The organism is Paenibacillus sp. JJ1683 (genome assembly GCF_053006485.1).
Genome location: NZ_CM129820.1, coordinates 655,302 through 675,542, shown reverse-complemented (window position 1 = coordinate 675,542; position 20,241 = coordinate 655,302). Strand labels below are relative to the sequence as shown.

Annotated in this window: 17 protein-coding genes; 5 read left to right on the top strand and 12 right to left on the bottom strand. The window is 45.6% G+C overall.

Annotated features, from left to right (window positions below):
• Window positions 1-206: 206 nt before the first annotated feature.
• The 6 genes from ACUC6J_RS03035 to ACUC6J_RS03010 all read right to left on the bottom strand — a co-directional run bounded on the left by ACUC6J_RS03035 (window position 207) and on the right by ACUC6J_RS03010 (window position 9,568).
• A complete protein-coding gene (locus ACUC6J_RS03035; RefSeq protein WP_016819522.1) occupies window positions 207-1,886 on the bottom strand; it encodes an ABC transporter substrate-binding protein in 1,680 nt (559 codons plus the stop codon).
• Window positions 1,887-1,928: 42 nt separating this feature from the next.
• Complete coding sequence (locus tag ACUC6J_RS03030) at window positions 1,929-2,867, bottom strand: carbohydrate ABC transporter permease (RefSeq protein ID WP_016819521.1); 939 nt, start codon at window positions 2,865-2,867, stop codon at window positions 1,929-1,931.
• Window positions 2,868-2,881: 14 nt separating this feature from the next.
• Window positions 2,882-3,838, bottom strand: a complete 957-nt coding sequence (locus ACUC6J_RS03025) for an ABC transporter permease (RefSeq protein WP_240753513.1) — start codon at window positions 3,836-3,838, stop codon at window positions 2,882-2,884.
• A gap of 86 nt (window positions 3,839-3,924) precedes the next feature.
• Window positions 3,925-5,475, bottom strand: coding sequence for a response regulator transcription factor (locus tag ACUC6J_RS03020; RefSeq protein WP_447249729.1), 1,551 nt, complete (start codon window positions 5,473-5,475; stop codon window positions 3,925-3,927).
• Window positions 5,472-7,253, bottom strand: a complete 1,782-nt coding sequence (locus ACUC6J_RS03015) for a sensor histidine kinase (protein ID WP_031462784.1) — start codon at window positions 7,251-7,253, stop codon at window positions 5,472-5,474. Before ACUC6J_RS03015 ends, ACUC6J_RS03020 begins: the two co-directional genes overlap by 4 nt.
• Before the next feature lie 131 nt (window positions 7,254-7,384).
• Window positions 7,385-9,568, bottom strand: a complete 2,184-nt coding sequence (locus ACUC6J_RS03010; RefSeq protein ID WP_031462783.1) for an alpha-galactosidase — start codon at window positions 9,566-9,568, stop codon at window positions 7,385-7,387.
• 239 nt (window positions 9,569-9,807) lie between these two features.
• Here ACUC6J_RS03010 and ACUC6J_RS03005 point away from each other — a divergent pair, with 239 nt between their 5' ends.
• Window positions 9,808-10,647, top strand: a complete 840-nt coding sequence (locus ACUC6J_RS03005; RefSeq protein ID WP_447249728.1) for an AraC family transcriptional regulator — start codon at window positions 9,808-9,810, stop codon at window positions 10,645-10,647.
• 67 nt (window positions 10,648-10,714) lie between these two features.
• On the opposite strand, the gene ACUC6J_RS03000 is transcribed toward ACUC6J_RS03005, so the two are convergent.
• From ACUC6J_RS03000 to ACUC6J_RS02990, 3 genes are read right to left on the bottom strand one after another with little or no spacing between them, the layout of a single operon-like run.
• Window positions 10,715-11,596 (bottom strand): MetQ/NlpA family ABC transporter substrate-binding protein, encoded by an 882-nt coding sequence (locus ACUC6J_RS03000; RefSeq protein WP_013369211.1) that lies wholly within the window; start codon window positions 11,594-11,596, stop codon window positions 10,715-10,717.
• A gap of 29 nt (window positions 11,597-11,625) precedes the next feature.
• Window positions 11,626-12,396, bottom strand: coding sequence for an SDR family NAD(P)-dependent oxidoreductase (locus ACUC6J_RS02995; RefSeq protein ID WP_107734798.1), 771 nt, complete (start codon window positions 12,394-12,396; stop codon window positions 11,626-11,628).
• Between the two features lie 5 nt (window positions 12,397-12,401).
• The gene (locus tag ACUC6J_RS02990; protein ID WP_013369209.1) at window positions 12,402-12,863 is read right to left on the bottom strand and encodes an S-ribosylhomocysteine lyase; all 462 of its coding nucleotides are present in this window, start codon (window positions 12,861-12,863) and stop codon (window positions 12,402-12,404) included.
• A 277-nt stretch (window positions 12,864-13,140) separates the two neighbouring features.
• Here ACUC6J_RS02990 and ACUC6J_RS02985 point away from each other — a divergent pair, with 277 nt between their 5' ends.
• Window positions 13,141-13,941, top strand: a complete 801-nt coding sequence (locus ACUC6J_RS02985; RefSeq protein ID WP_016819513.1) for a GTP pyrophosphokinase — start codon at window positions 13,141-13,143, stop codon at window positions 13,939-13,941.
• 155 nt (window positions 13,942-14,096) lie between these two features.
• On the opposite strand, the gene thrS is transcribed toward ACUC6J_RS02985, so the two are convergent.
• Entirely contained in the window at window positions 14,097-16,010 is a 1,914-nt protein-coding gene (gene thrS / locus ACUC6J_RS02980) for a threonine--tRNA ligase (protein ID WP_016819512.1), read from the bottom strand.
• A gap of 548 nt (window positions 16,011-16,558) precedes the next feature.
• On the opposite strand from thrS, the gene ACUC6J_RS02975 reads away from it, so the two are divergent.
• Together ACUC6J_RS02975 and ACUC6J_RS02970 are read left to right on the top strand one after the other, a co-directional pair.
• Window positions 16,559-17,113: a TetR/AcrR family transcriptional regulator gene (locus tag ACUC6J_RS02975; RefSeq protein ID WP_016819511.1), complete on the top strand. Its 555-nt coding sequence runs from the start codon at window positions 16,559-16,561 to the stop codon at window positions 17,111-17,113.
• A 13-nt stretch (window positions 17,114-17,126) separates the two neighbouring features.
• Window positions 17,127-17,564: a DUF3995 domain-containing protein gene (locus ACUC6J_RS02970; protein WP_107734797.1), complete on the top strand. Its 438-nt coding sequence runs from the start codon at window positions 17,127-17,129 to the stop codon at window positions 17,562-17,564.
• 14 nt (window positions 17,565-17,578) lie between these two features.
• Here ACUC6J_RS02970 and ACUC6J_RS02965 read toward each other — a convergent pair whose 3' ends face one another.
• The gene (locus ACUC6J_RS02965) at window positions 17,579-18,802 is read right to left on the bottom strand and encodes an MFS transporter (RefSeq protein ID WP_038978250.1); all 1,224 of its coding nucleotides are present in this window, start codon (window positions 18,800-18,802) and stop codon (window positions 17,579-17,581) included.
• 190 nt (window positions 18,803-18,992) lie between these two features.
• Here ACUC6J_RS02965 and ACUC6J_RS02960 point away from each other — a divergent pair, with 190 nt between their 5' ends.
• Window positions 18,993-19,571, top strand: coding sequence for a TetR/AcrR family transcriptional regulator (locus ACUC6J_RS02960; RefSeq protein WP_447249727.1), 579 nt, complete (start codon window positions 18,993-18,995; stop codon window positions 19,569-19,571).
• A 156-nt stretch (window positions 19,572-19,727) separates the two neighbouring features.
• Here the strand turns inward: ACUC6J_RS02960 and ACUC6J_RS02955 are convergent, their stop codons facing one another.
• Window positions 19,728-20,150 carry a MarR family winged helix-turn-helix transcriptional regulator gene (locus tag ACUC6J_RS02955; RefSeq protein WP_017428023.1) on the bottom strand — a complete coding sequence of 141 codons (423 nt, stop codon included), beginning with the start codon at window positions 20,148-20,150 and terminating at the stop codon, window positions 19,728-19,730.
• Window positions 20,151-20,241 lie beyond the last annotated feature (91 nt).

Sequence of the window (20,241 nt, the reverse complement as noted above, 5' to 3'; positions counted from 1 at the left end):
ATCCGTAACTATACCGTCCCGTCAGCGTCATGAAGTAACGAAGTAGTCTACTTTAAACAAACAGCGGCCACCTCTAAAATATCCGGGGTAGCCGCTGTTTGTTTGTGCCTTGAGCAAAAGTCGTCTATGGCAAACCATTATGAAAAAGGACCGTCTCCTTTCCGGTAGGAAAGTGGAAACGGCCCCGTTCTTTTATGTGAATCAAGTTAGTTAGTGGACCACAGCTTAATTCGGTCTTGGATATGCTTGGTAAAAGATTCTTCCATTTCTTGTACTCCGGCTTTCTCCAGTTCTGCCATATAGGCATCCCAAACCTTGTCGAAGTTTTCCGGCTTGGTCATGACAGCTTCCGGAATTCGTTTCCATGTAATATCCTTCATCTTGGCTCCGAGAATAACAGCCGGATCGTCATTGGGAAGAGACATCGTGTAAGCTGCTCCGTATGCTCTCGGTTGGAATTCATCTTCCTTCGGGAATAGATCCTTCCAGTGCTCAATCTTATAGCCCTTCAGAACTTCCTTCTCCGACTTGTTATAAGTCGCCGTCAGCAGTTCCGGATAACTACGAGTAAAATAGTTGCCAGTTGAGTCCTTGATGCCATCACCATAATGGACCATCAAGTTCCAATATAGACCGATTCCGGACTCTTTTTGGAAAGCCGCATTGTCATTGTTCATCCGTTCAAGTACAGCCGGAATAATCGTCCGTTTGCCGTCTTTAACCGTGTAATGCTTGCCTTCAATTCCCCAGTTATTCAGGACTTGACCCTCTTCCGATGCCAGAAAATCGAGGAATTTAATAGCGCGTACCGGGTCCTTGCACTTGCTTGAGATCGAAATTCCGTATCCCCCATCAAAACCAGGCAGCCAGAAGTTGGTATCCTTGTACTCCTTGCTCATGGTGACTGGGTAATGACCGTAAGTCTGGTCGAATTTGCCTTCCGCCTTCAGTGCATTTTGTCCATCGCCATAGTCCCATTCCGGATCGGCCAGACCCAGTACGCGGCCAGAAGCCACTTTTGCCTTAAACTGATCGGTCTTCTGCACGAAGCTTTCCGAATCAAGCAATCCAATGGCATTCATGTGATTTAACCAACGGAAATATTCCTTTTCTTCCGGTCGGCGGAAATGATAAGTCGCTTGGTGTGTTTTTTGATCAATGTAGTATTCGCCGTCGTCTGGTCCCCCGGTCGTTTGGAAGCCTGAGTTGGTTACCTGGTACATATGCCAATCGTCGGCATTTAGGGACAGTCCGATATTTTTGTTGCCATTTTCGTCCGTCGGATGCTTGGTTATATAGTCCTTAATGACTTTTTCGAAATCCTGTACTGTACGAATGTCCGGGAATCCCGCTTCCTTGACGACACGGTGCTGGAGTTTAAATCCTACGTCGGGTTTGATTTTTTCTTCTTCGACAGCGGACCAGGTCGGAATAACATAGATGGATTGGTCATCTAAACTGTACTTCGCCCGAACAAGCTTGTCTCCTAGCATTTTTTTGATGTTTGGTGCATGCTTGTCGATCAAATCCGTCAAATCAATGATTGCGCCAGCATCGACAAGTTTGCCGACATCCGCCTTAGCAGCGATTAAATCAGGATAGTTTCCTGTGGCTGCAATCAAGGAAATCTTTTGGACCGGGTCACCGACAGCGAATTCAGCATCTAGAGTTACTCCGGTTTTTTCCGCGATGACCTTGCCGACTTCATCCTTCATATTATTCCAATTCGTGCTGGAGTCTTCCGAAAAATAAGTAAGCGTGATGTCACCTGTAGTTACGGCCTTGGTAGCCTCAGACGGATTATTACCGCTGCACCCTGCTAGGGTAGCCACTAAAGTCAGTGACATTACGAAAGATACGATCATTCTGTTTTTTCTTGACTTCATGGAGCGAACCCTCCCTGTATAATGAATGTTTGCTGCTTCGTTTTAGCTTTTTACCGCTCCAAGCGTCATACCTTTAACAAAATATTTTTGTAAAAAAGGATAGACGATAAGAATCGGCACGGTAACAATGATGGTAATTGCCATTTTAACCGATTCCGGGGATACCTGTGCCATACGCTCCGCCATATTGGCAGCGTCCTGGGAATTGGTTGCGCTTGTTGTCGTACTTTGCAAAATTTTCATCAATTCATATTGCAGGGTCGTCAACGATTCATTGGACCCATTAAACAGATAAGTATCGAACCAAGAGTTCCATTGCCCAACCGCCAAGAAGAGCGCTACGGTCGCTAATGCCGGTTTGCAAAGAGGAAGTATAACGCGCCAGTAGATTGTGAAATCGTTGGCACCATCCAGCTTGGCTGATTCCTGTAACGCATAAGGCAGACCGTCAATGAAGGAACGAATAATGAAGACGTTAAACGCACTTACAAGACCTGGTAAAATATAGACGGCAAATGTATCAATTAAATGCAGTTCCTTCATCAGGATAAAACCTGGAATTAATCCCCCGGAAACATACATAGTGACGGCAAGAAAGATGGAGATGAACCTTCTAGCTTGAAAATCACTTCGGGCAAGTGTATAGGCAAGCATCGAGCCGCTGACCAAACCCGCTACGGTGCCAATGATGGTCCGCAGAAAGGAGATCTTGAATCCAGTAATTAACCCCTCATAGGTGAAAATCAAATCGTAATTCTTCAACGTAAATTGCCTTGGCCAGATGGTGATTCCCCCTCTAATTGTGTCTACCGAATCGTTAAAAGAGATAGCCAGCACATTTAAGAACGGGTAGATCGTCAGAACGGTGACCACAATCATGAAAAGATAAACAACTACCCCCAGGATTCGGTCTTGTGGCGATTTCGCCTGAAGCTTGTTGTTTAATCCGCCGACCGGCGTAGTGCTTTTGACAGCCTCCATGTCCATTCTCCTCCTTACATAATGCTCTCGTTGGTATAGCGCTTAAAGATTCCGTTAGCCGCAAACAATAGGACTAGGCTGATCACCGAATTGAAAATATTAATGGCCGTTCCGAAAGAGTAACGTCCCATCGCCAGACCATAATTAAGCGCATACAAATCAAGTACTTCAGAGTAATCGATGACCAGGTGATTGCCCAGCAGAAATTGTTTCTCGAATCCCGTACCGAGCAGATGGCCAATAGACATAATTAGGAGAATGATAATGGTCGGCCGGATTCCCGGCAGCGTAATGTGCCACATTTGCTGGAATCGGCTAGCGCCGTCCACCCGCGCAGCCTCGTATAATTCAGGACCAATACCGGCGATGGCAGCCAGATAAATAATGGCGTTCCAACCCGTTTCCTTCCAGATGTCTCCGAAAGTTACAACCCACCAAAATAATTTACCTTGGGCCATAAACTGGACTGGCTGATCAATGATGCCTAGACCCATGAGCATATCGTTTACGACACCGCCATCCGCTGAAAGCATTTTGGTGACGATGCCTGCAGCAACCACCCATGAAACAAAGTGTGGCAGATAAGATACGGTCTGAACAAATCGTTTTATCACTTGTATGCGGACCTCGTTGAGCAATAGAGCAAAGACAACCGGTACAATAAAACCAGCGACCAGTCCCATAAGACTCATAGCCAACGTGTTCCGCAGTACTTGGTAGAAATGATCATCTTGGAACAAAGTACGAAAATGCTCCAAGCCCACCCACTTCTGTTCAAAAAAACTCAAACCGGGTCTGTATTTCTGAAATGCCATTGTCCAGCCCCATAGCGGCAAATACTGAAAGACGAAGACCCAAATAACAAACGGAATAGACATGTAGTAAAGATACCTTTGGCTTTTAAATACCTTCCAAGCATTCCTCTTCGGTTTTTTGTATACGTTTTCCGAATTTTCTGTTACCGCTTTCATTTTCTCATCCCCTCTCTTAAAATCCATCATAAAACAGAGGAGAGTCAGAGCCCAGATAACGGATTTCGGGAAAAATCATCCACAAATTATGGATTTCTATATTCCGACGGTGAACAGCCTTCGTACCTTTTGAATTTGCTATAAAAGTAGTTGACGCTTGTGTAGCCCACGCTTTCAGCGACTTCGTAAACTTTCATTCCCTGATCCAGTAGCTCCTTTGCCTTGTGGATACGGACTCTGTCCAGATAGGTGTTAAAGTACTCCCCTGTCTTGTTCTTAAAGAGCTGGCCCAAATAGGCGGTACTGTAGTTTAATAGTCCGGCTAACGCTTCCAGCCTCAGGTTGTCTGCATAATGCTTGTGAATAAAGTCGATCATTTTTTTGAATTCCTGCTCCTTTCCACGAGGTTCGGAGTCTTTCGCCAAAGCTAGCAGGAAACGGTAGGTCTCTTCCAAAAGGTCATCTAGGTGATCATGCTGGTATATCCCATTCAAAAAACGGGAAACTTCCTCCGTCTCTTTCAACTCGATACAGAACCCCGCGGTCAGCTTGTGAATGATCGCATTGGATAGAAAGAAGAACGACTCTTTGATCGACTTTTCATCTTGCCCCTGTTGGAGAAAAAATGCTGCCACCTCGTTCAACAATGGTAGTATGACATTCTGGTTTCCTACTTCCAGACTGTAATACAGGCGGAAGATGAATTCCTCCATCGTTTCTTCAGCTTTATCGACAGACAATCCGGGGGAAGCCAGCGAAGGAGAAAAGAAAGGATACGGATCTAGCAGTCGGTTCTTCTCGCTGAAAAAGGATCGTTTTACCGCTTCCTGGGCCTTTAAAAAAGATTTGCAAATATCTTCGGGAGCAGTTACTCCCCCTCCGGTTGCAGCGGCGAACCGGACCTTATCCGCAGCGTTACGAATCTCGTTGTACAGAGTTTCGCGTCGTTGTCTTCCACGCAGCGGCTCGTTGAGCAAAAGGACCGTATACGGCGGGATTACTGTGACAAGCCCCATCATCTGCCCCTCGATCGTTGCCTTCAATCCATTTGAAAGCTGGTATGCGACATCGGAACGGTCCACTTCGGAAACGCGCGGATACACGACCACAACTTCGTAGTGGGTCCACAACAAGTCTGCTTCTACTGCCTTACTTCTCAACTTGGTGGGATCTTCCGTCTTATCTTGAGAGACGAGCAGGCTGTGCAGGTATAAATCCCGATTTATAACCTCCTTCTTACGCCACTCCCGTTGAAGGCGCTCCTCTTCGATCCGCTCGCGTATCTGTTTTAAACTGGCCGACATTTCACCAATGTCCACCGGTTTAAGGAGATAGCCGCACACCCCGTATTTGATCGCTTGCTTGGCATACTCGAAGTCGGCATATCCACTGAGGATCATAAAATGTAAATGATGACCGTCAGATCTCAAGTGCTCAATCAACTGTAAGCCATCCATAACCGGCATGCGGATATCGACGATTACGACATCGGGGGACTTTTCCTGGATGACTTCCAATGCTTCTTTTCCATTGGCTGCCGTAGCTGTAACGGTAAACCCAAGACTCTCCCATGGAATCAGCGTTTGAAGGCCTTGACGAAGCTTCGGCTCATCGTCAACGATAACTACCTTAATCATTTGGATTCACCCCCAGGTATGAAAAACTGAATACAAGTGCCTTTCCCCGGCTCGCTCTCAATGCTTAAGGCACTAGAGGTCCCATACAATAAGACAAGACGATCGTTTACATTTCGCAATCCAATTCGCTGGACCTCCTGCTCATGTACGGATGCAGCAAGCTCTTCTCGTACAAGGACGAGACGATCACCTGTGAAACCGGCGCCGTTGTCACATACCATAACTCGGACCCCTTCTGGGATTTCCTTTACTTTCACTTCAATGACAGCTCCTTCTGCTTGATTATCCAGACCGTGTACAATAGAATTTTCCACCAATGGTTGGATAATCAGAGGTGGAACCAACATTTCCTCCAAATCCGGATCAATCGTTAAGCGATACTCCAAACGCTCTTCATACCGGAACTTTTGAAGATCAAGATAACAGCACACCCGCTCAAGCTCTTTACGCAGCGGAATCTTGTCGTTACCGGCCTCCAGACTGCTGCGTAACAACGCGCTCAACTGCCATACTGCTTTGGCGATATCGTCCTGTTTGCGAATGTGGGCTTCCATTCTGATGGACTCCAAAGAATTGAAGAGAAAATGCGGATTAATCTGGCTTGCCAGCATTTTGAACTTGATCTCGTTTTGTCTTTGCTCCACCAGACTTTTCTGACGATTCGTTTCTTGAACCTCCTGGACCAAATGGTTTACGTTACTGACGAGCGCGTTAAATTCTCTCGATAGTAGACCAACTTCATCTTTTCCGTCGATATGGAGATAGGTTTGCCATGAGCCCGCCCCTACTTGGGTCATATGCTTGCTCAAGCGGAGAATCCTTCTGGATAATAGCGAAGCAGAAGCATAGATAAGTAAGGCTGCAAATATCAGGCTGGCCGTGATCACGACTCCACCGAGCCATATCACTTGATTAGCATCTCGGGTAATCTCGGAAACGGAAAAAACGGAAATAATGCGAAGTCCATTCCAGCTGTTCTGTGGCGTTAGATTTGCGATCACCACTTTTGACGCTTTTCCGTTAATGAGTGTGTTGTAACTTCCTTCCTGTTGGAAAAGTATATTCTCGTCGGCATGAATTTCAGATAGATTCTTTCCGAACAACTCTGCTTCATTGGACGCGACGATCTGATTCCGGTTATCCACGATCAAGGTAGGGAACGATTCCTGATTCAGGATTGAATTTAATTGGCGCTTACTAACATTGATGACCAATACTCCTTTTTGCCCTAGTGAATTCACTGCGAATGAACGAATCAGGCTGAGATAATCGGCATCGTCCCTCTCATCCTTGATTAAGTTCCAGCCAGCCAATCCTTTCTGTGCGATGGCCTCCTTGTACCAATCTGCGGTTGTGATTCTTTCGTCCGGCTGAATAAATTCCCAGTTGTTCAATGCTCCAGGATTAGAGACATAGACTCGGATGCCGGATATCTCTTTGTACAATTGGAGGTAGTCACGAATACCTGTATACTCCCGGTAAGCCTGAATGACTTCAATGTAGCTGTCATACTTCTGGCTAGCCACCATTTTCATCCGGTTATCATTGGTTAGCCGATACGAGATGTCCAGTGGTACTTTAATCAGTTCTTCTGTACGATTTTGGACCCGCTCGACATTGTTGGATACTTGCATAAAAGCGTCCTTAATGACGGCCTCTCGAAGCTTCCCCGTCAGAAACAGGCCGCATAACAGCAAGGGAAGAACAGCTACCGAAATGAATGTAAGCGTCATCTTCTTCCTTAGTTTCATATCATTCATCATTCGTATAAAAAACATGGCTTGCCCTCCCCGATCAGTACGGCTGCTGCGCGCAAAATGCCCCTTTTCATATAAAAAGGGGCATGCATAACTCAATCAATTGTTTTCTATCTTTCGCCAATTGTACTGTTGTACTGATCCTTTAAGCCCTAAGCCTTGCTGGACCTTATGGCCCGAAGCCTGAACCATCCACTTTCATAGTCTTTCTGTCTGTAGACAAGAGGGAGGCCCAACTTCATAAGCCTATCCCCCCCATGGATAGACTTTTGCCCGCTATTTCCTGACTGAACTTCATATTCGAGCTCTGGATTTAGTCCATCAAGGCGCAGAGCTCGCCAAGGCGCGTTCGGGACAGCCATCACTTGGAAATAGTAGACGACGGCATCCTCTTGGTCTTCGGAAACAAACATCCAAGCCGACTCGTTATGTTCAAACGGACTCTTTAAGCGATACAAGTCACCCTTCTGTACTAAGCCACGAATCTGCTTGTATGCTGTGACTTGACGTTTAACCGTCTCTTTTTCCTCATCAGTAAATTTCGTGAGATCAAGCTCATATCCAAAATTTCCAGACATGGCGACATCACCTCGAAAATCAAGGGGCGTTATGCGTCCAACTTGATGGTTCGGAACGGCCGACACATGGGCTCCGATGGCGCTTACAGGATAGACAAGGCTAGTTCCATATTGAATCTTCAGGCGTTCCACCGCATCGGTATTATCACTAGTCCAGACTTGAGGCATGTAGTAAAGCATGCCTGGATCAAAACGTCCTCCACCACTTGAGCAACTCTCAAAAAGAATATGCGGAAATTCGGTGGTGACGCGCTCTAACAGCTCATACAATCCAAGAACATAGCGATGGGCAGTCTCGGATTGGCGTTCCGGCGGCAGATCAGCGGAACCAATTTCCGTCAGGCAGCGATTCATATCCCACTTCACGTAAGAGACTGGAGCACTGGAGAAAATGGCAGCCAGCGAATCGTAGATGTAATCGCGCACTTCCTTGCGAGTATAGTCCAGCACCAGCTGCCATCTGGCTTCGCTACGCCGCCGTCCTGGAACGTGAAGACACCAGTCTGGATGCTTGCGGTACAATTCGCTGTCTGGAGAGATCATTTCCGGCTCGAACCAGAGCCCGAATTTAAGCCCCAATTGATTGATGCGTTTCGCGACATCGGCCAGTCCGTCTGGCAGCTTCCGGCGATCTTCGTACCAATCACCGAGAGACGAATTGTCAGAATCCCGTTTTCCGAACCAACCGTCATCCAGGACAAAGAGTTCGATGCCTAGCTCAGCCCCCTCTTTCGCTATCGATACCAACTTATCCGCATTGAAGTCAAAATAGGTAGCTTCCCAGTTATTGACCAGAATAGGGCGTTCTTCATCCCTATATGTCCCTCGGCAAAGCCGAGTCCGATACAAGCGATGATATGTACGCGACATTTCTCCCAGTCCTTGACCGGAATAAACCATAACGGCTTCTGGCGTTTGGAAGCTCTCCCCTGGATTCAGTAACCATGAAAAGTCAAACGAGTTTACGCCAATGCTAAACCGTGTAGAGCCAAATGAATCTAATTCTGCTCCCGCCTCAAAGCCTCCGCTGTACACAAGGCTAAAGCCGAATGCCTCACCCTGGCTTTCCGTGGTCTCCTGCGTGACTAATGCAGTAAAAGGATTAAGCTGATGGCTGCTCATGCCTCTTTTACTATCAATTCGGGTTTCACCTTGAAGAATCGGTTTGCGGGTAATATTCCCTTCCCGTGCCCATGCTCCCGAAAGATACATGAACTCTAAATCGCTTTTTCCCGCGAAATCGACACTGGCACTTAGCGCGCGGAGGAGTCGAAGATTTTGTTCCCCCGCATTACTTAGACGAGCCGAACGAGCGATTACGTTTCGATCCGCGAAGACGGTGTAAAGAAGAACCACTTTAAGACCTGAAAAGGCATCTTTTAATTCCAGTTCCAACGTATCCGCTTCGGCTTCATTCTCGGTATAAACGGCCGGAAGCCCGGGTAAAGATGGCTTTCCCTTAATGATCCGGTAACCATCGTACTTTAACTCCGTGATGCGTGTTCCATCCTCAAGCTCTACTTGATACGCCGGTGTACGGAAGTCTCCACTCCCATACTGCGGGTATTCTTGCGGCAGCCGATCTAATCCAGCCGTCGCGGGAGTGTGAAGCAATAGATCAGCCATGGGCTCACGGTGCTTCAACCTGTCTCCCCAGTATACATGCACAGGAAATCCATCGACAATCTGAATAATATAACTCATGCCCGACGACTGCAAATGAAACAGCCCCGGTTGCTCTTGAACAATGATACCCATTGGGAAAATAACCCCTCTCTTAGATAATAATCATCGGAGATCCACACCTAAAATGGCACTTAGAACAACCCTTTTGTAACAGCCATCAACTAAGTCCATATGGTGTAAAGCTTGATAAGATTTAATGATATAGCAATAGGTTCTATAGAAATCATATATTAATTTTAGATATGAAGTACATGGCATGGTACTCACTATTTATGTTATAATGCTTGATAATTTACATAAGGAGATATACCGTGATTGAGTATTTGCCACGTAGTAAACAGCACTCTGAATTGTATCTAACTCAGTTTGGCATAGAGGAATGCATACCCGGTCACTTTTTTGGACCTGCTATAAGAGATCACTATCTGCTCCATTATATTTTGGACGGGGAGGGTACCTTCGAGGTCGGTGGGTTCAGTTATCGCTTACGGAAAGGACAATGGTTCCTAATCTGCCCGCAAGTCATCACTTATTATCAAGCCGATGTAGTAAATCCTTGGTCTTATTGCTGGTTTGGTTTTAACGGGGCACTGGCAGAAACACTCCTCAAGCAGGCAGGCCTGACGATGATGTCCCCAATCCTCTACTTTGAAGGAGAGCATTTGATTTATCAGTATTTGCAGCAAATGAACGAATCAAGTGGGTATCATAAAGCTCGGGAAACCAGATTGGCCGGGCTGCTTTACTCAATGTTATCGGAGCTAATTGAGTTCAGTCCGGCAACGTTCTCTGGACAAAAGGAAGGTCGGGCGGAAATTTATGTTGAAAAAGTGAAGGATTTTATCGAAATGAATTATGCTCAGAAAATTACCATTGAGCATATTGCAAATTTTATCGGACTCAATCGGAGTTATTTATGTTCGTTATTTAAACAACGAGTAAACACAAGCATTCAGGACTATCTGATTCGCTACAGGATCAACAAAGCTTGTGAAATGATGGGTAACGCTGAACTTTCGATAGGCGATATTTCCCGTTCAGTCGGCTATAATGACCCTTTACTCTTCTCAAAAATTTTTAAAAAGGTAAAGGGATTCTCTCCCAAACATTATCGAGCCGAAACCCATGCTCAAATGCAAAACGACTACTGAAATTACCAGTAGAAGCCTCTAACGAATAAAAGAGGTCAACCAGAAAACTGGCTGACCTCTTTTATGTTTATTTTGCAGTTTGTCCTTCCAAATAAGAAACAGGTTCTTTAACCTCTACTTTGGTACCGCCAAATTCATCCTTAATGTACTTTTGAGTATCCTCGTTATGATAGAGATCCGCTAATTTTTGTAGTCCCTTATCGTTTGCCTTATCCGATGAAGTTACCAGAACGTTAATATTGTTCTTTGTTGCCTGACTGATCTCTTCGTGGAACAAGGAATCCTTCAGTACATTCAGACCGCCTTCTAAAGCAATCGTGTTCCCGATCAACACCAAGCCTACATCTTGAATCACGCGTGGACCAGTTTTGTCGTCGATGAGTTCAAATTTCAAGTTTTTTGGGTTACTCGTAATATCATTGACTGTACCTAAAGCATCATTAAAGTCAGCTTTAAGTTTAATCAAACCGGATGCTTCCAACAGCTTCAAACCTCTTGCTGTATTCGCCGGATTGTCCGCCAAAGCCACCAACGCTCCGTCGGTCACTTCATCAATACTTTTGAACTTTTGCGAATAAATCCCCATCGGCTCCAGATAGGTGGTGGCTATCGCCTTCAAATCGGCTTTGCTCTCTTTGTTATAGCTCACTAGATATGCCCACGATTGGAATGCATTCACGTCCACATCGCCTTGTCTAGTCGCATTGTTCGTTTCGATTCCACCGTTAATTTCCTTTACTTCAATATCCAGCTTGGCATCCTTGGCGGCCTGGGATTGGGCAATATGCTTCCAAATCTGCGCGTCAGACCCCATAGAGCCAATGACTACCTTTTGCGTTTCCGCACCGGAAGCGGAGCTGGAGCCATTACTGTCTGTACTTTTATTACCGCACCCTGCGGCTACGAGTAATAAACTAATCCCTAATAGTAAAACGAACGATTTCTTCATGTTGTTTTCCCCCAGATCATGCTAGTATGCTAGTGCATCGTCATTCCACCTGTAACATTAATCGCTTGTCCTGTCATATATGCGGAGAGCGGACTTGCCAGAAACAGCACCACATTGGCGACATCCTCTACCTCGGCGGTTCTCCCCAATGGTACCTGCGAACAATCTTCTTCATATATCTCCTGGGCGGTCATTCCGCGAATGACGCCCCCTTCAATCCGCTCACGATGCTTCATCGGCGTTTCTACGATACCTGGACAAACCGCATTCACCAAAATTTGATGCGGAGCAAGCTCAATGGCCATCACCTTGGTCAAGCCGAGAACCGCATGTTTGGATGCACAATATCCGCCCATAGCCCGATATCCATTTTTTCCAGCCTGTGAAGCAATTTGGATAATTCGCCCCGGTTTACGCGCATCCACCATTTCCTTGGCAAACCGTTTGGACGCTACATACAGCCCGGTTGAATTGATCGAAAATACTTTCTCCCAATCAGCCAACTCACTATCAATGACATAATCCATCGTAGAAGTACCTGCGCAGTTCACCAATATGTCAGGAACTCCTGATTTGCTAATGAGCAGATCGCACCATCTTTCGATATCATCCGGCTTGGATATGTCCAATTGAGTTTCAACCAACTGTGAATTGATCACTCTATACGGCTCTTCATAAGAAATATCAGCGGAGATCACTTTAGCTCCACTTTGAATGAAAAGCTCTACAATACCCTTGCCTATACCCGACTTACCGCCTGTCACTACTGCTGTCTGATGAGATAGGTCTATTGAGATCATAGATTTTAAAATACTCTTTTGAAAGGATCGCGACTAATGCCAGCCTCCAACACAATCTTCACATATTCCTGAGCGGAGAAAAGAGAATGGTCCTTATAGTTCCCGCATTCCAAAGCAGTAACAGCCGGGACTTCTGTCGTTTCTAGAATTCTTTTCAACGTTTTTTCCAAAGCAAGTGCAATTTCCTCAGGCTCGTGTTCATTCCATAAAATCAAGTAGAATCCCGTTCTGCAGCCCATAGGAGAAATATCAATAATGCCTTTGATTTCGTCTCTCAGATACGTCGCCAATAAATGCTCCAGCGTATGTACAGCAGCTGTTGGCAGTGCGTCTTCATTCGGTTGCAGAAATCTCAAGTCATACTTTTGTACCGTGCTTCCTTTTTCATCATGCTCTACTCCCGCTGCTCTTACATAAGGAGCCTTTACAATCGTGTGGTCTAATTGAAAACTTTCTACTTTTGCCATTTTGCTCATCCTCATTTTCTGTAATTTATATTTTTGATCTAATAACGACTACTCAACATTTGTGCTATTTTCGAAAAAATTTAATGCTTTAAATCAGCATTTTTGCAATTATACATCGGATTACTCGGTTTTACCACTATAATTATTATTTTATTTCTTATTTCTTTGTCCGTCTCTCCTTTGCCTGTACGTTTTGACATAGTGTACAATATATACGGTAATCCATTTTTACGAAATAGATCGAGGACATCGTAAGCCTCATTTAGGAGAATGCTCTGTGAATGAACCGGATTGGAAGCACTTGAATGCTGTCCCTTTGCCCTTGCAGGAATTTCAGCTACAGCTGGACCAGAACAGTGTTGACGCCAAGCAACTAGAGGAATGGAGAAAGATTCCCGTCCTTTATCAACTCGCTCTGGAGGAGTTAAAGAATAAAATTAAGCTGATCCAGACGGAATGGAAACTGATAGATGGTTTTAGCCCGATTGAGCACATTAAAACCCGGATCAAAGAACCCCACAGCATTGTGGAAAAGGTTCGGCGCAAAGGGCATGAGGTCACCCTGGACAATATATTGCGTGAAATTCATGATATCGCAGGCATGCGCGTGGTATGTGCTTTTGTCAAAGATATCTATCGTCTGATGGATCACCTCCGCACACGGGAAGACATTCGGATTCTAGAGGTCAAGGACTATATTGCCCATCCTAAGCCCAACGGCTATCAGAGCCTACATGTCATTGTGGAGATTCCGCTAATCCTGTTTGAGGGCACACGCTGGATTAAGGTCGAAATTCAATTGCGCACATTGGCTATGGATTTCTGGGCCAGTATGGAGCATATTTTGTACTATAAGTTTGATAAGAAAGTGCCCGAACACGTGGTTAACGGGTTGACCGAAGCTGCACGTGCAACCTACGAACTGGATCAGAAAATGCTCAAATTGCGTGGCGAAATTTTATCGCTTAGCGAGGAACAGGATGTGGAAGAGGCCTCGGTCAAACGAGCCGAGGAGTCAGCTTTGAAGGCACTTTCCCTCCCCGCAGATCACGCCACTTCTCGGTCGCAGACGTGCTAGGCATACAGGCACAGGATAACTAAAGCATTCAATCGAGGCTGTTCCCTCTCTCGTGCTGGAGCTTAGGAACTTATGTATGATGTATAAATAAAGAGCCGTCAAAACCACTATGATCATGGTTTTGACGGCTCTTTTATATATTTTTTAATCCAATATTACTGCTTCTCGTGAATCTCTGTGCTGATTTTCTCTACGATGTCCGCAATGCTGAATGATCCCAGATCGCCTTCGCCCCGTTTACGCACAGCTACAGTACCGGTTGTTTTTTCATTTTCCCCGATAACGAACATGTATGGAACCTTCTCCAATTGCGCTTCACGGATTTTATAACCAAGCTTCTCATTCCGAGTATCCACTTCGACGCGCAGACCCGCTTTCAGCAACGCTTCCTGCACCTCATTGGCAGTCTCGATATAGTTCTCGGATACAGGCAACAGCTTCGCATGAACAGGAGCCAACCACAATGGGAATGCACCTGTAAAATGCTCAGTCAGGATGCCCATGAAGCGGTCAATCGAACCGTAGATGGCACGGTGAATAACGACTGGACGGTGCTTCTGGTTGTCCTCGCCCACATAAGTGAGGTCGAACTTCTCAGGCATTTGGAAGTCCAATTGGATTGTTCCGCACTGCCAGCTGCGTTTGAGCGCATCGAGAATGTGGAAGTCAATTTTCGGACCATAAAAGGCTCCATCTCCCGCATTTATACGGTAGTTCATGCCCAGATGTTCCAGCACGTTTTGCAAAGCTTGTTCCGCTTGATCCCACAGCGCTGGCTCACCCATAAAGTCATCTGGACGAGTGGACAATTCCACTGTGAATTCAAAGCCAAACACACTGTACATTTCGTTAATCAGCTTGATTACGTCTGTAATCTCTTTTTCAATCTGTTCTGGTGTCACGAAAATATGCGCATCATCCTGACAGAATGTACGAACACGCATCATACCGTTCAACGCACCGGACAGCTCATGACGATGCACTTGTCCAAATTCGGATATACGAATCGGCAGGTCGCGATAAGAATGAAGTTCATTTTTAAACACAAGCATATGCCCCGGGCAGTTCATCGGTTTCAGAGCAAATGTAGTTTCGTCTACTTCGGAGAAGTACATGTTTTCTTTGTAATGGTCATAGTGTCCTGATTGTTCCCACAGACGGTTGTTCATCATCAGCGGTGTACGTACTTCCTCATAGCCATGCAAACGTTGAATGTCACGGGAGTAATCTTCCAGCGCAGTACGGACAACCATACCTTTAGGCAGGTAGAACGGCATGCCAGGTGCTTCTTCGGAGAACATGAACAGTTCCAGTTCCTTACCCAGCTTGCGATGGTCGCGTTTTTTCGCTTCCTCCAGCAAGTGCAGATGCTCATCCAGTTGCGCTTTCTTCGGGAAAGCTGTTCCGTAGATACGTTGCAACATCTTGTTGTTGGAATCGCCTCTCCAGTATGCACCCGCTACACTTAACAGTTTAAACGCTTTGATACGGCCAGTTGATGGCAAATGCGGACCACGACACAGGTCAAAAAATTCGCCTTGATCATAAATCGTAATTTCCGCTTCTTCCGGCAAATCACGGATCAGTTCCAGCTTCAATGGATCTTCCAGTTCACCAAAAATGCGAGTGGCTTCCTCACGGCTGACCACACGACGTGTAATCGGCAGATTTTCCTGCGCGATCTTCGTCATTTCCTTTTCGATCTTCGCCAGATCGTCAACGGACAATGGGTTTTCGATATCAATGTCATAGTAGAAGCCGCTGTCGATGACCGGACCAATCCCCAGCTTCACGTTTTTCTCACCGTAAATGCGTTTGAGCGCCTGTGCCAGCAAATGCGCTGTACTGTGACGATAAATTTCCAGGCCGTCCGCACTGTCCAGCGTAATAATTTCAAGGTCAACGTTCTGATCCAAAACGGTGTTCAGATCGACAGCCTTCCCGTTCACTTTACCTGCTACTGCATTCTTTTTCAGACCGGAGCTGATCGAACCCGCCACGTCGGCGATGGATACACCCTGCTCGTACTCGCGTACGGCTCCATCCGGCAATTTCACTTGAATACTCACGATTAAAGCCCCCATTTCAAATTGTGTGCTATATCAAAATTGAACGCAAAAAAACGCCTCTCTCCCTCAAGGGACGAGTGCGTTCAGCTCGTGGTTCCACCCTAGTTCGGCCCGCTGCTGTACGTACATTCATGTTCATCGGAACATGCTCATGCACGACCTGCGTGGCCCTCCATTGGTATCCGTTAACGGGGATAAATCGGTGGGCGCTTACTGATGTCACTGCCAGCTTAAACAGTTACACGTTCAACGTCACGGCTACAAAGGGGTAACTTCACATGCGGTTGCCGGAAAAGCTCTCAGCCTTGGCTTTTCTCTCTGAACGGCCCTTCAAGGAAATCATGTCTTTGGTCAATGCCTTGAATATTACTATATGCTACAGCATTATAGTTCAAATTCACAGGTATTTCAAGTGGGCGTTTATGTAATTTTATGCCCGTTATTGATCATCTGGCTGTGGAGACGAATCGGCTTATATTTACACACCACTAAAACCATTGTAAAATCATTTTATCTAGACGATACCGTACAGAAAGAGAGCGCGAGAGATGCCTAAGATTATTGTCACAGAAGAACAATGGATTCAAAAAGGAATGGAACGTTTTGAGCAGGGTGGAATCGATCAACTTGTTGTTGAAAAAATGGCCGCTGCTTTAGGGTGCAGTAAGAGCAGTTTTTATTGGTATTTTAACAATCGCAGCAGCTATATTCGACAGATTGTAGAGACATGGAAGGCACAGACGACGCAACAGGTTATGGCCGCGTCCATCACCCATGCTGCCGCAGATGAGCGGATTCGAGAAGTGCTAACCCAGATGTTCGGCAAGACGAAACGGGGAGATTTTCTGTTTTATCTACGCAGGCTGTCATTGAAGGATGATAGTTACCGTGCTTTACTCGATGAAGTTGAACAGATGAGAATGGAGTTTATGAAAGAGCTTTTAATCCAGAAGGGAATGCAGCCAGAAAAAGCCTTTCAGAGATCATGGATATTGTACCATTACTACTTGGGTTGGTATGAGCGTCACAAGCAAGAGACGTTAAGTGAAGAAGCCATTCAACAGCATATTCATATGATTTGGACAGAGTGGATTTCAAATTAAGGAGGGAAGTCAGATGTTGGAGTTACTTACATGGGCAGTTGGCGGAATTTTATTTATACTGAGCGGCATGCATGTATATTGGGTATTCGGCGGACAAACAGGCGCTAAGGCAGCGATCCCAAGCACGGGAACGGATTTGCTCTTTAAACCCTCCAAAATAGGGACATCAATTGTTGCCTTTTTACTAGCTTTAGCCGCTTGGTTCGTCCTGCAGCTAGGGGGAGTTGCACCATTTCGGTTTTTTCATTCCTTCTATTCCTTCTATTCCTACGGTGCAGGCTTGTTGTCGAGCTTATTTATTTTACGTTCAATAGGAGATTTCAAATGGGTTGGGTTCTTCAAGAGAAAAAAAGGAACTGTTTTTGCAAAATGGGACACCGTGCTCTACTCGCCCCTTTGTTTTCTCTTGGGAACAGCCATTTTAATGATCATGCTTTTGCGTACGGCATAGCCTAAAGATGATCTTTACCCGTTTTGTTTCTTTCGTACGTCTCCACTCGTTTCTTTCTCAGTGAAAAAGTACAGTAAAGCCAGCACAGGCAAGATGACTCCAATCAGAGCACTTAAATTCCAACCACCTAATGCGTAAGACCAACCACCTAATGATGATCCAATCGCTCCACCTATGAAAAAGATAGACATGAATAATCCGTTCAGACGCCCTCTCGCTTCACTTCCCAAGGAGTAAATAACACGCTGTCCAAGCACAAGATTTCCCGATACAGCCATATCCAGTGTAATGGCTGAAATAAAGAGAAGTATGAGCGCAACCGTCGAATGACTTTGAAAAATATAGATGACCAAAAAGGACAAGGCGGCAATGACCATAGCTAGCCCGGTTAATACTTTGCTCCAGCCTTTGTCAGCCAATCTCCCGGCAATCGGAGCAGCTATTGCGCCGCCTACACCTACTAAAGCAAACAGTGCAATCCCTTGCTGAGACATGCCGAAATCATCCGCCAAGCGTAGAGGAACAACCGTCCAAAACAGGCTGAAGGCGCCAAATAAGCAGGCTTGATACAGGGCACGCCGGCGCAATGCAGGCGTTTGTTTGAACAGAGTACCTAGTGAGAAAATCAGTTTACTGTAAGATACCGTAGGCACAGGCTTGCGCTCCGGAAGTGCTTTCGACAGGAGAATCGTCAACAGCGTCAAAACAATGGCTGACATAATAAATACGGCTTGCCATCCCCAGATGCTGGTTATGAAGCTTGCCAATGGACGTGCGAACATAATCCCTAGCAGGAGTCCGCTCATAACATTCCCTACAACCCGGCCGCGCTGCTCTTCGGATGCTAAATAGGTAGCATACGGCACCAGTATTTGGGCAACTACAGATCCAACCCCAATGAACAAGGATGCAGTAAGGAACAACGTGGCATTGGGGGCGAAGGCAGCAACGAGCAATGCACAGACTGTAATGATGAGCGATACGATCATTAGACGTCGATTTTCAATAATGTCACTAATCGGTACGATAAACAGCAATCCCACAACATAACCGATTTGAGTTAAGGTGACAATGAAGCCCGCTGTTGTGGAAGAAAGACCCAGCGCCACATGAATAGGCCCTACCAGAGTTTGAGCATAGTAAAGGTTGGCAACAATAAGGCCGCATGCTGCTGCCAACAGAAACATCATCCAATTTGAAATACGGTTGCCTTCTACAGCTTGTTGTTCTCTTTGCATGATAATCCTCCTCAATAATTTAAATACTGAACGTATAGTTCGTTAATTCGATAATCAAATAATATACTGAACGTTTCGTTTTGTAAATAGGCAAATTCAACTTTTTATTCTTGCCTGATATTTGATATACTGAACGTATAGTTTACTTTTTTTATGTTTCTTATATCTATGTAAGAAGGTGAGCATTCCAGTGCAGAGTAAAAGAGGACGTCCGCGTAATGTTGAGTCGCAAAAATCTATCCTTACCGCTTCCTATGAACTACTGTTGGAACAAGGCTTTGGAGCGGTAACAGTAGAAAAAATTGCTGAGCGAGCGAAAGTCAGCAAAGCCACCATCTATAAATGGTGGCCTAACAAAGCTGCCGTAGTAATGGATGGTTTCCTGTCAGCTACCATGGCAAGATTGCCTGTACCTGATACAGGCCGTGTATTGGACGATATTCTCATTCATGCTACGAATTTAGTGCGGTTCTTAATAAGTCGAGAAGGTAAAATCATTACGGAGTTAATTGGTGAAGGGCAACTTGATTCAGGATTAGCAGAGGCATACCGAACCCGATATTTTCATCCTCGGCGACTTGAGGCCAGGCATCTTATTGAGCGGGGAATAGAGCGCGGGGAATTGAAGGAGCATCTTGATGTCGAATTATGTATCGATCTCATTTATGGGCCGATTTTTTATCGATTGCTGGTGACTGGTTATCCATTAGACGATGCCTATGTACGACAATTAGTCATGAATGCGTTCGAAGGGATTAGCTTGGACTGAATTGCGAATGCCATATAAGCGGCGACCGTTCTCCCGTGCAATAAACCCTCAGACTGCACCAAGCAGCCACCACAGAGTATTCTCTGAAAATGGCTGCTTTTTTCTTTTTTCCTTTTTCTTTTACCCGCCGATCCTCTATGCTAACTCCTGATTTATTTATTCGTCAGGATCTGTACTAATCTTTTGCAGTAAGTCGATTAGAAGGTCCTCTTCCTCTTCGGATAAATTGCGGGCAAGACCGGCATTGAGCTCGTCCAATATCCCTTGTAAGACAGGAGCGAATTCTAACGCCTTGGCCGTAGGAGACACAAGTTGGGAACGACGATCATTGGGGTCCGTTTTACGTTCAATGTAGCCTGATTCCTCTAATTGTTTTACAGAGCGTGTCGTGGTTGCCTTGTCAAATTTAAGTTCATTCGTCAGCTGCTCCTGTGTAATGCCCGGCCGCTGCAAAATCAGCTTTAGGAAACTGTGTTGTCCCCCACTGCCGATTCCATAAGGAGCCAGTTTTTTGGACAGTATTTTTTGATTTCGACGGTACAGGTGGGAAATTAGCTTTCCAATCGGTTTTTTCCTCATCAAATACACCTCATTGGCTTGAAAATGGCAATCCCCAGCTGGGACCAAAACAAAGTTTACAATACTATTGTTGCGCACGCAACTAATTTGC

Excerpts from the sequence above, each read along its gene's own strand:
- ACUC6J_RS02970 (WP_107734797.1), top strand. The coding sequence starts at position 17,127 with ATGTTGGAGTTACTTACATGGGCAGTTGGCGGAATTTTATTTATACTG.
- ACUC6J_RS02965 (WP_038978250.1), bottom strand. The coding sequence starts at position 18,802 with ATGCAAAGAGAACAACAAGCTGTAGAAGGCAACCGTATTTCAAATTGG.
- ACUC6J_RS03010 (WP_031462783.1), bottom strand. The coding sequence starts at position 9,568 with ATGGGTATCATTGTTCAAGAGCAACCGGGGCTGTTTCATTTGCAGTCG.
- ACUC6J_RS03030 (WP_016819521.1), bottom strand. The coding sequence starts at position 2,867 with ATGGAGGCTGTCAAAAGCACTACGCCGGTCGGCGGATTAAACAACAAG.
- ACUC6J_RS03015 (WP_031462784.1), bottom strand. The coding sequence starts at position 7,253 with ATGTTTTTTATACGAATGATGAATGATATGAAACTAAGGAAGAAGATG.
- ACUC6J_RS03020 (WP_447249729.1), bottom strand. The coding sequence starts at position 5,475 with ATGATTAAGGTAGTTATCGTTGACGATGAGCCGAAGCTTCGTCAAGGC.
- ACUC6J_RS02975 (WP_016819511.1), top strand. The coding sequence starts at position 16,559 with ATGCCTAAGATTATTGTCACAGAAGAACAATGGATTCAAAAAGGAATG.
- ACUC6J_RS03025 (WP_240753513.1), bottom strand. The coding sequence starts at position 3,838 with ATGAAAGCGGTAACAGAAAATTCGGAAAACGTATACAAAAAACCGAAG.
- ACUC6J_RS02955 (WP_017428023.1), bottom strand. The coding sequence starts at position 20,150 with ATGAGGAAAAAACCGATTGGAAAGCTAATTTCCCACCTGTACCGTCGA.
- ACUC6J_RS02995 (WP_107734798.1), bottom strand. The coding sequence starts at position 12,396 with ATGATCTCAATAGACCTATCTCATCAGACAGCAGTAGTGACAGGCGGT.
- ACUC6J_RS03000 (WP_013369211.1), bottom strand. The coding sequence starts at position 11,596 with ATGAAGAAATCGTTCGTTTTACTATTAGGGATTAGTTTATTACTCGTA.
- ACUC6J_RS02990 (WP_013369209.1), bottom strand. The coding sequence starts at position 12,863 with ATGGCAAAAGTAGAAAGTTTTCAATTAGACCACACGATTGTAAAGGCT.
- ACUC6J_RS03035 (WP_016819522.1), bottom strand. The coding sequence starts at position 1,886 with ATGAAGTCAAGAAAAAACAGAATGATCGTATCTTTCGTAATGTCACTG.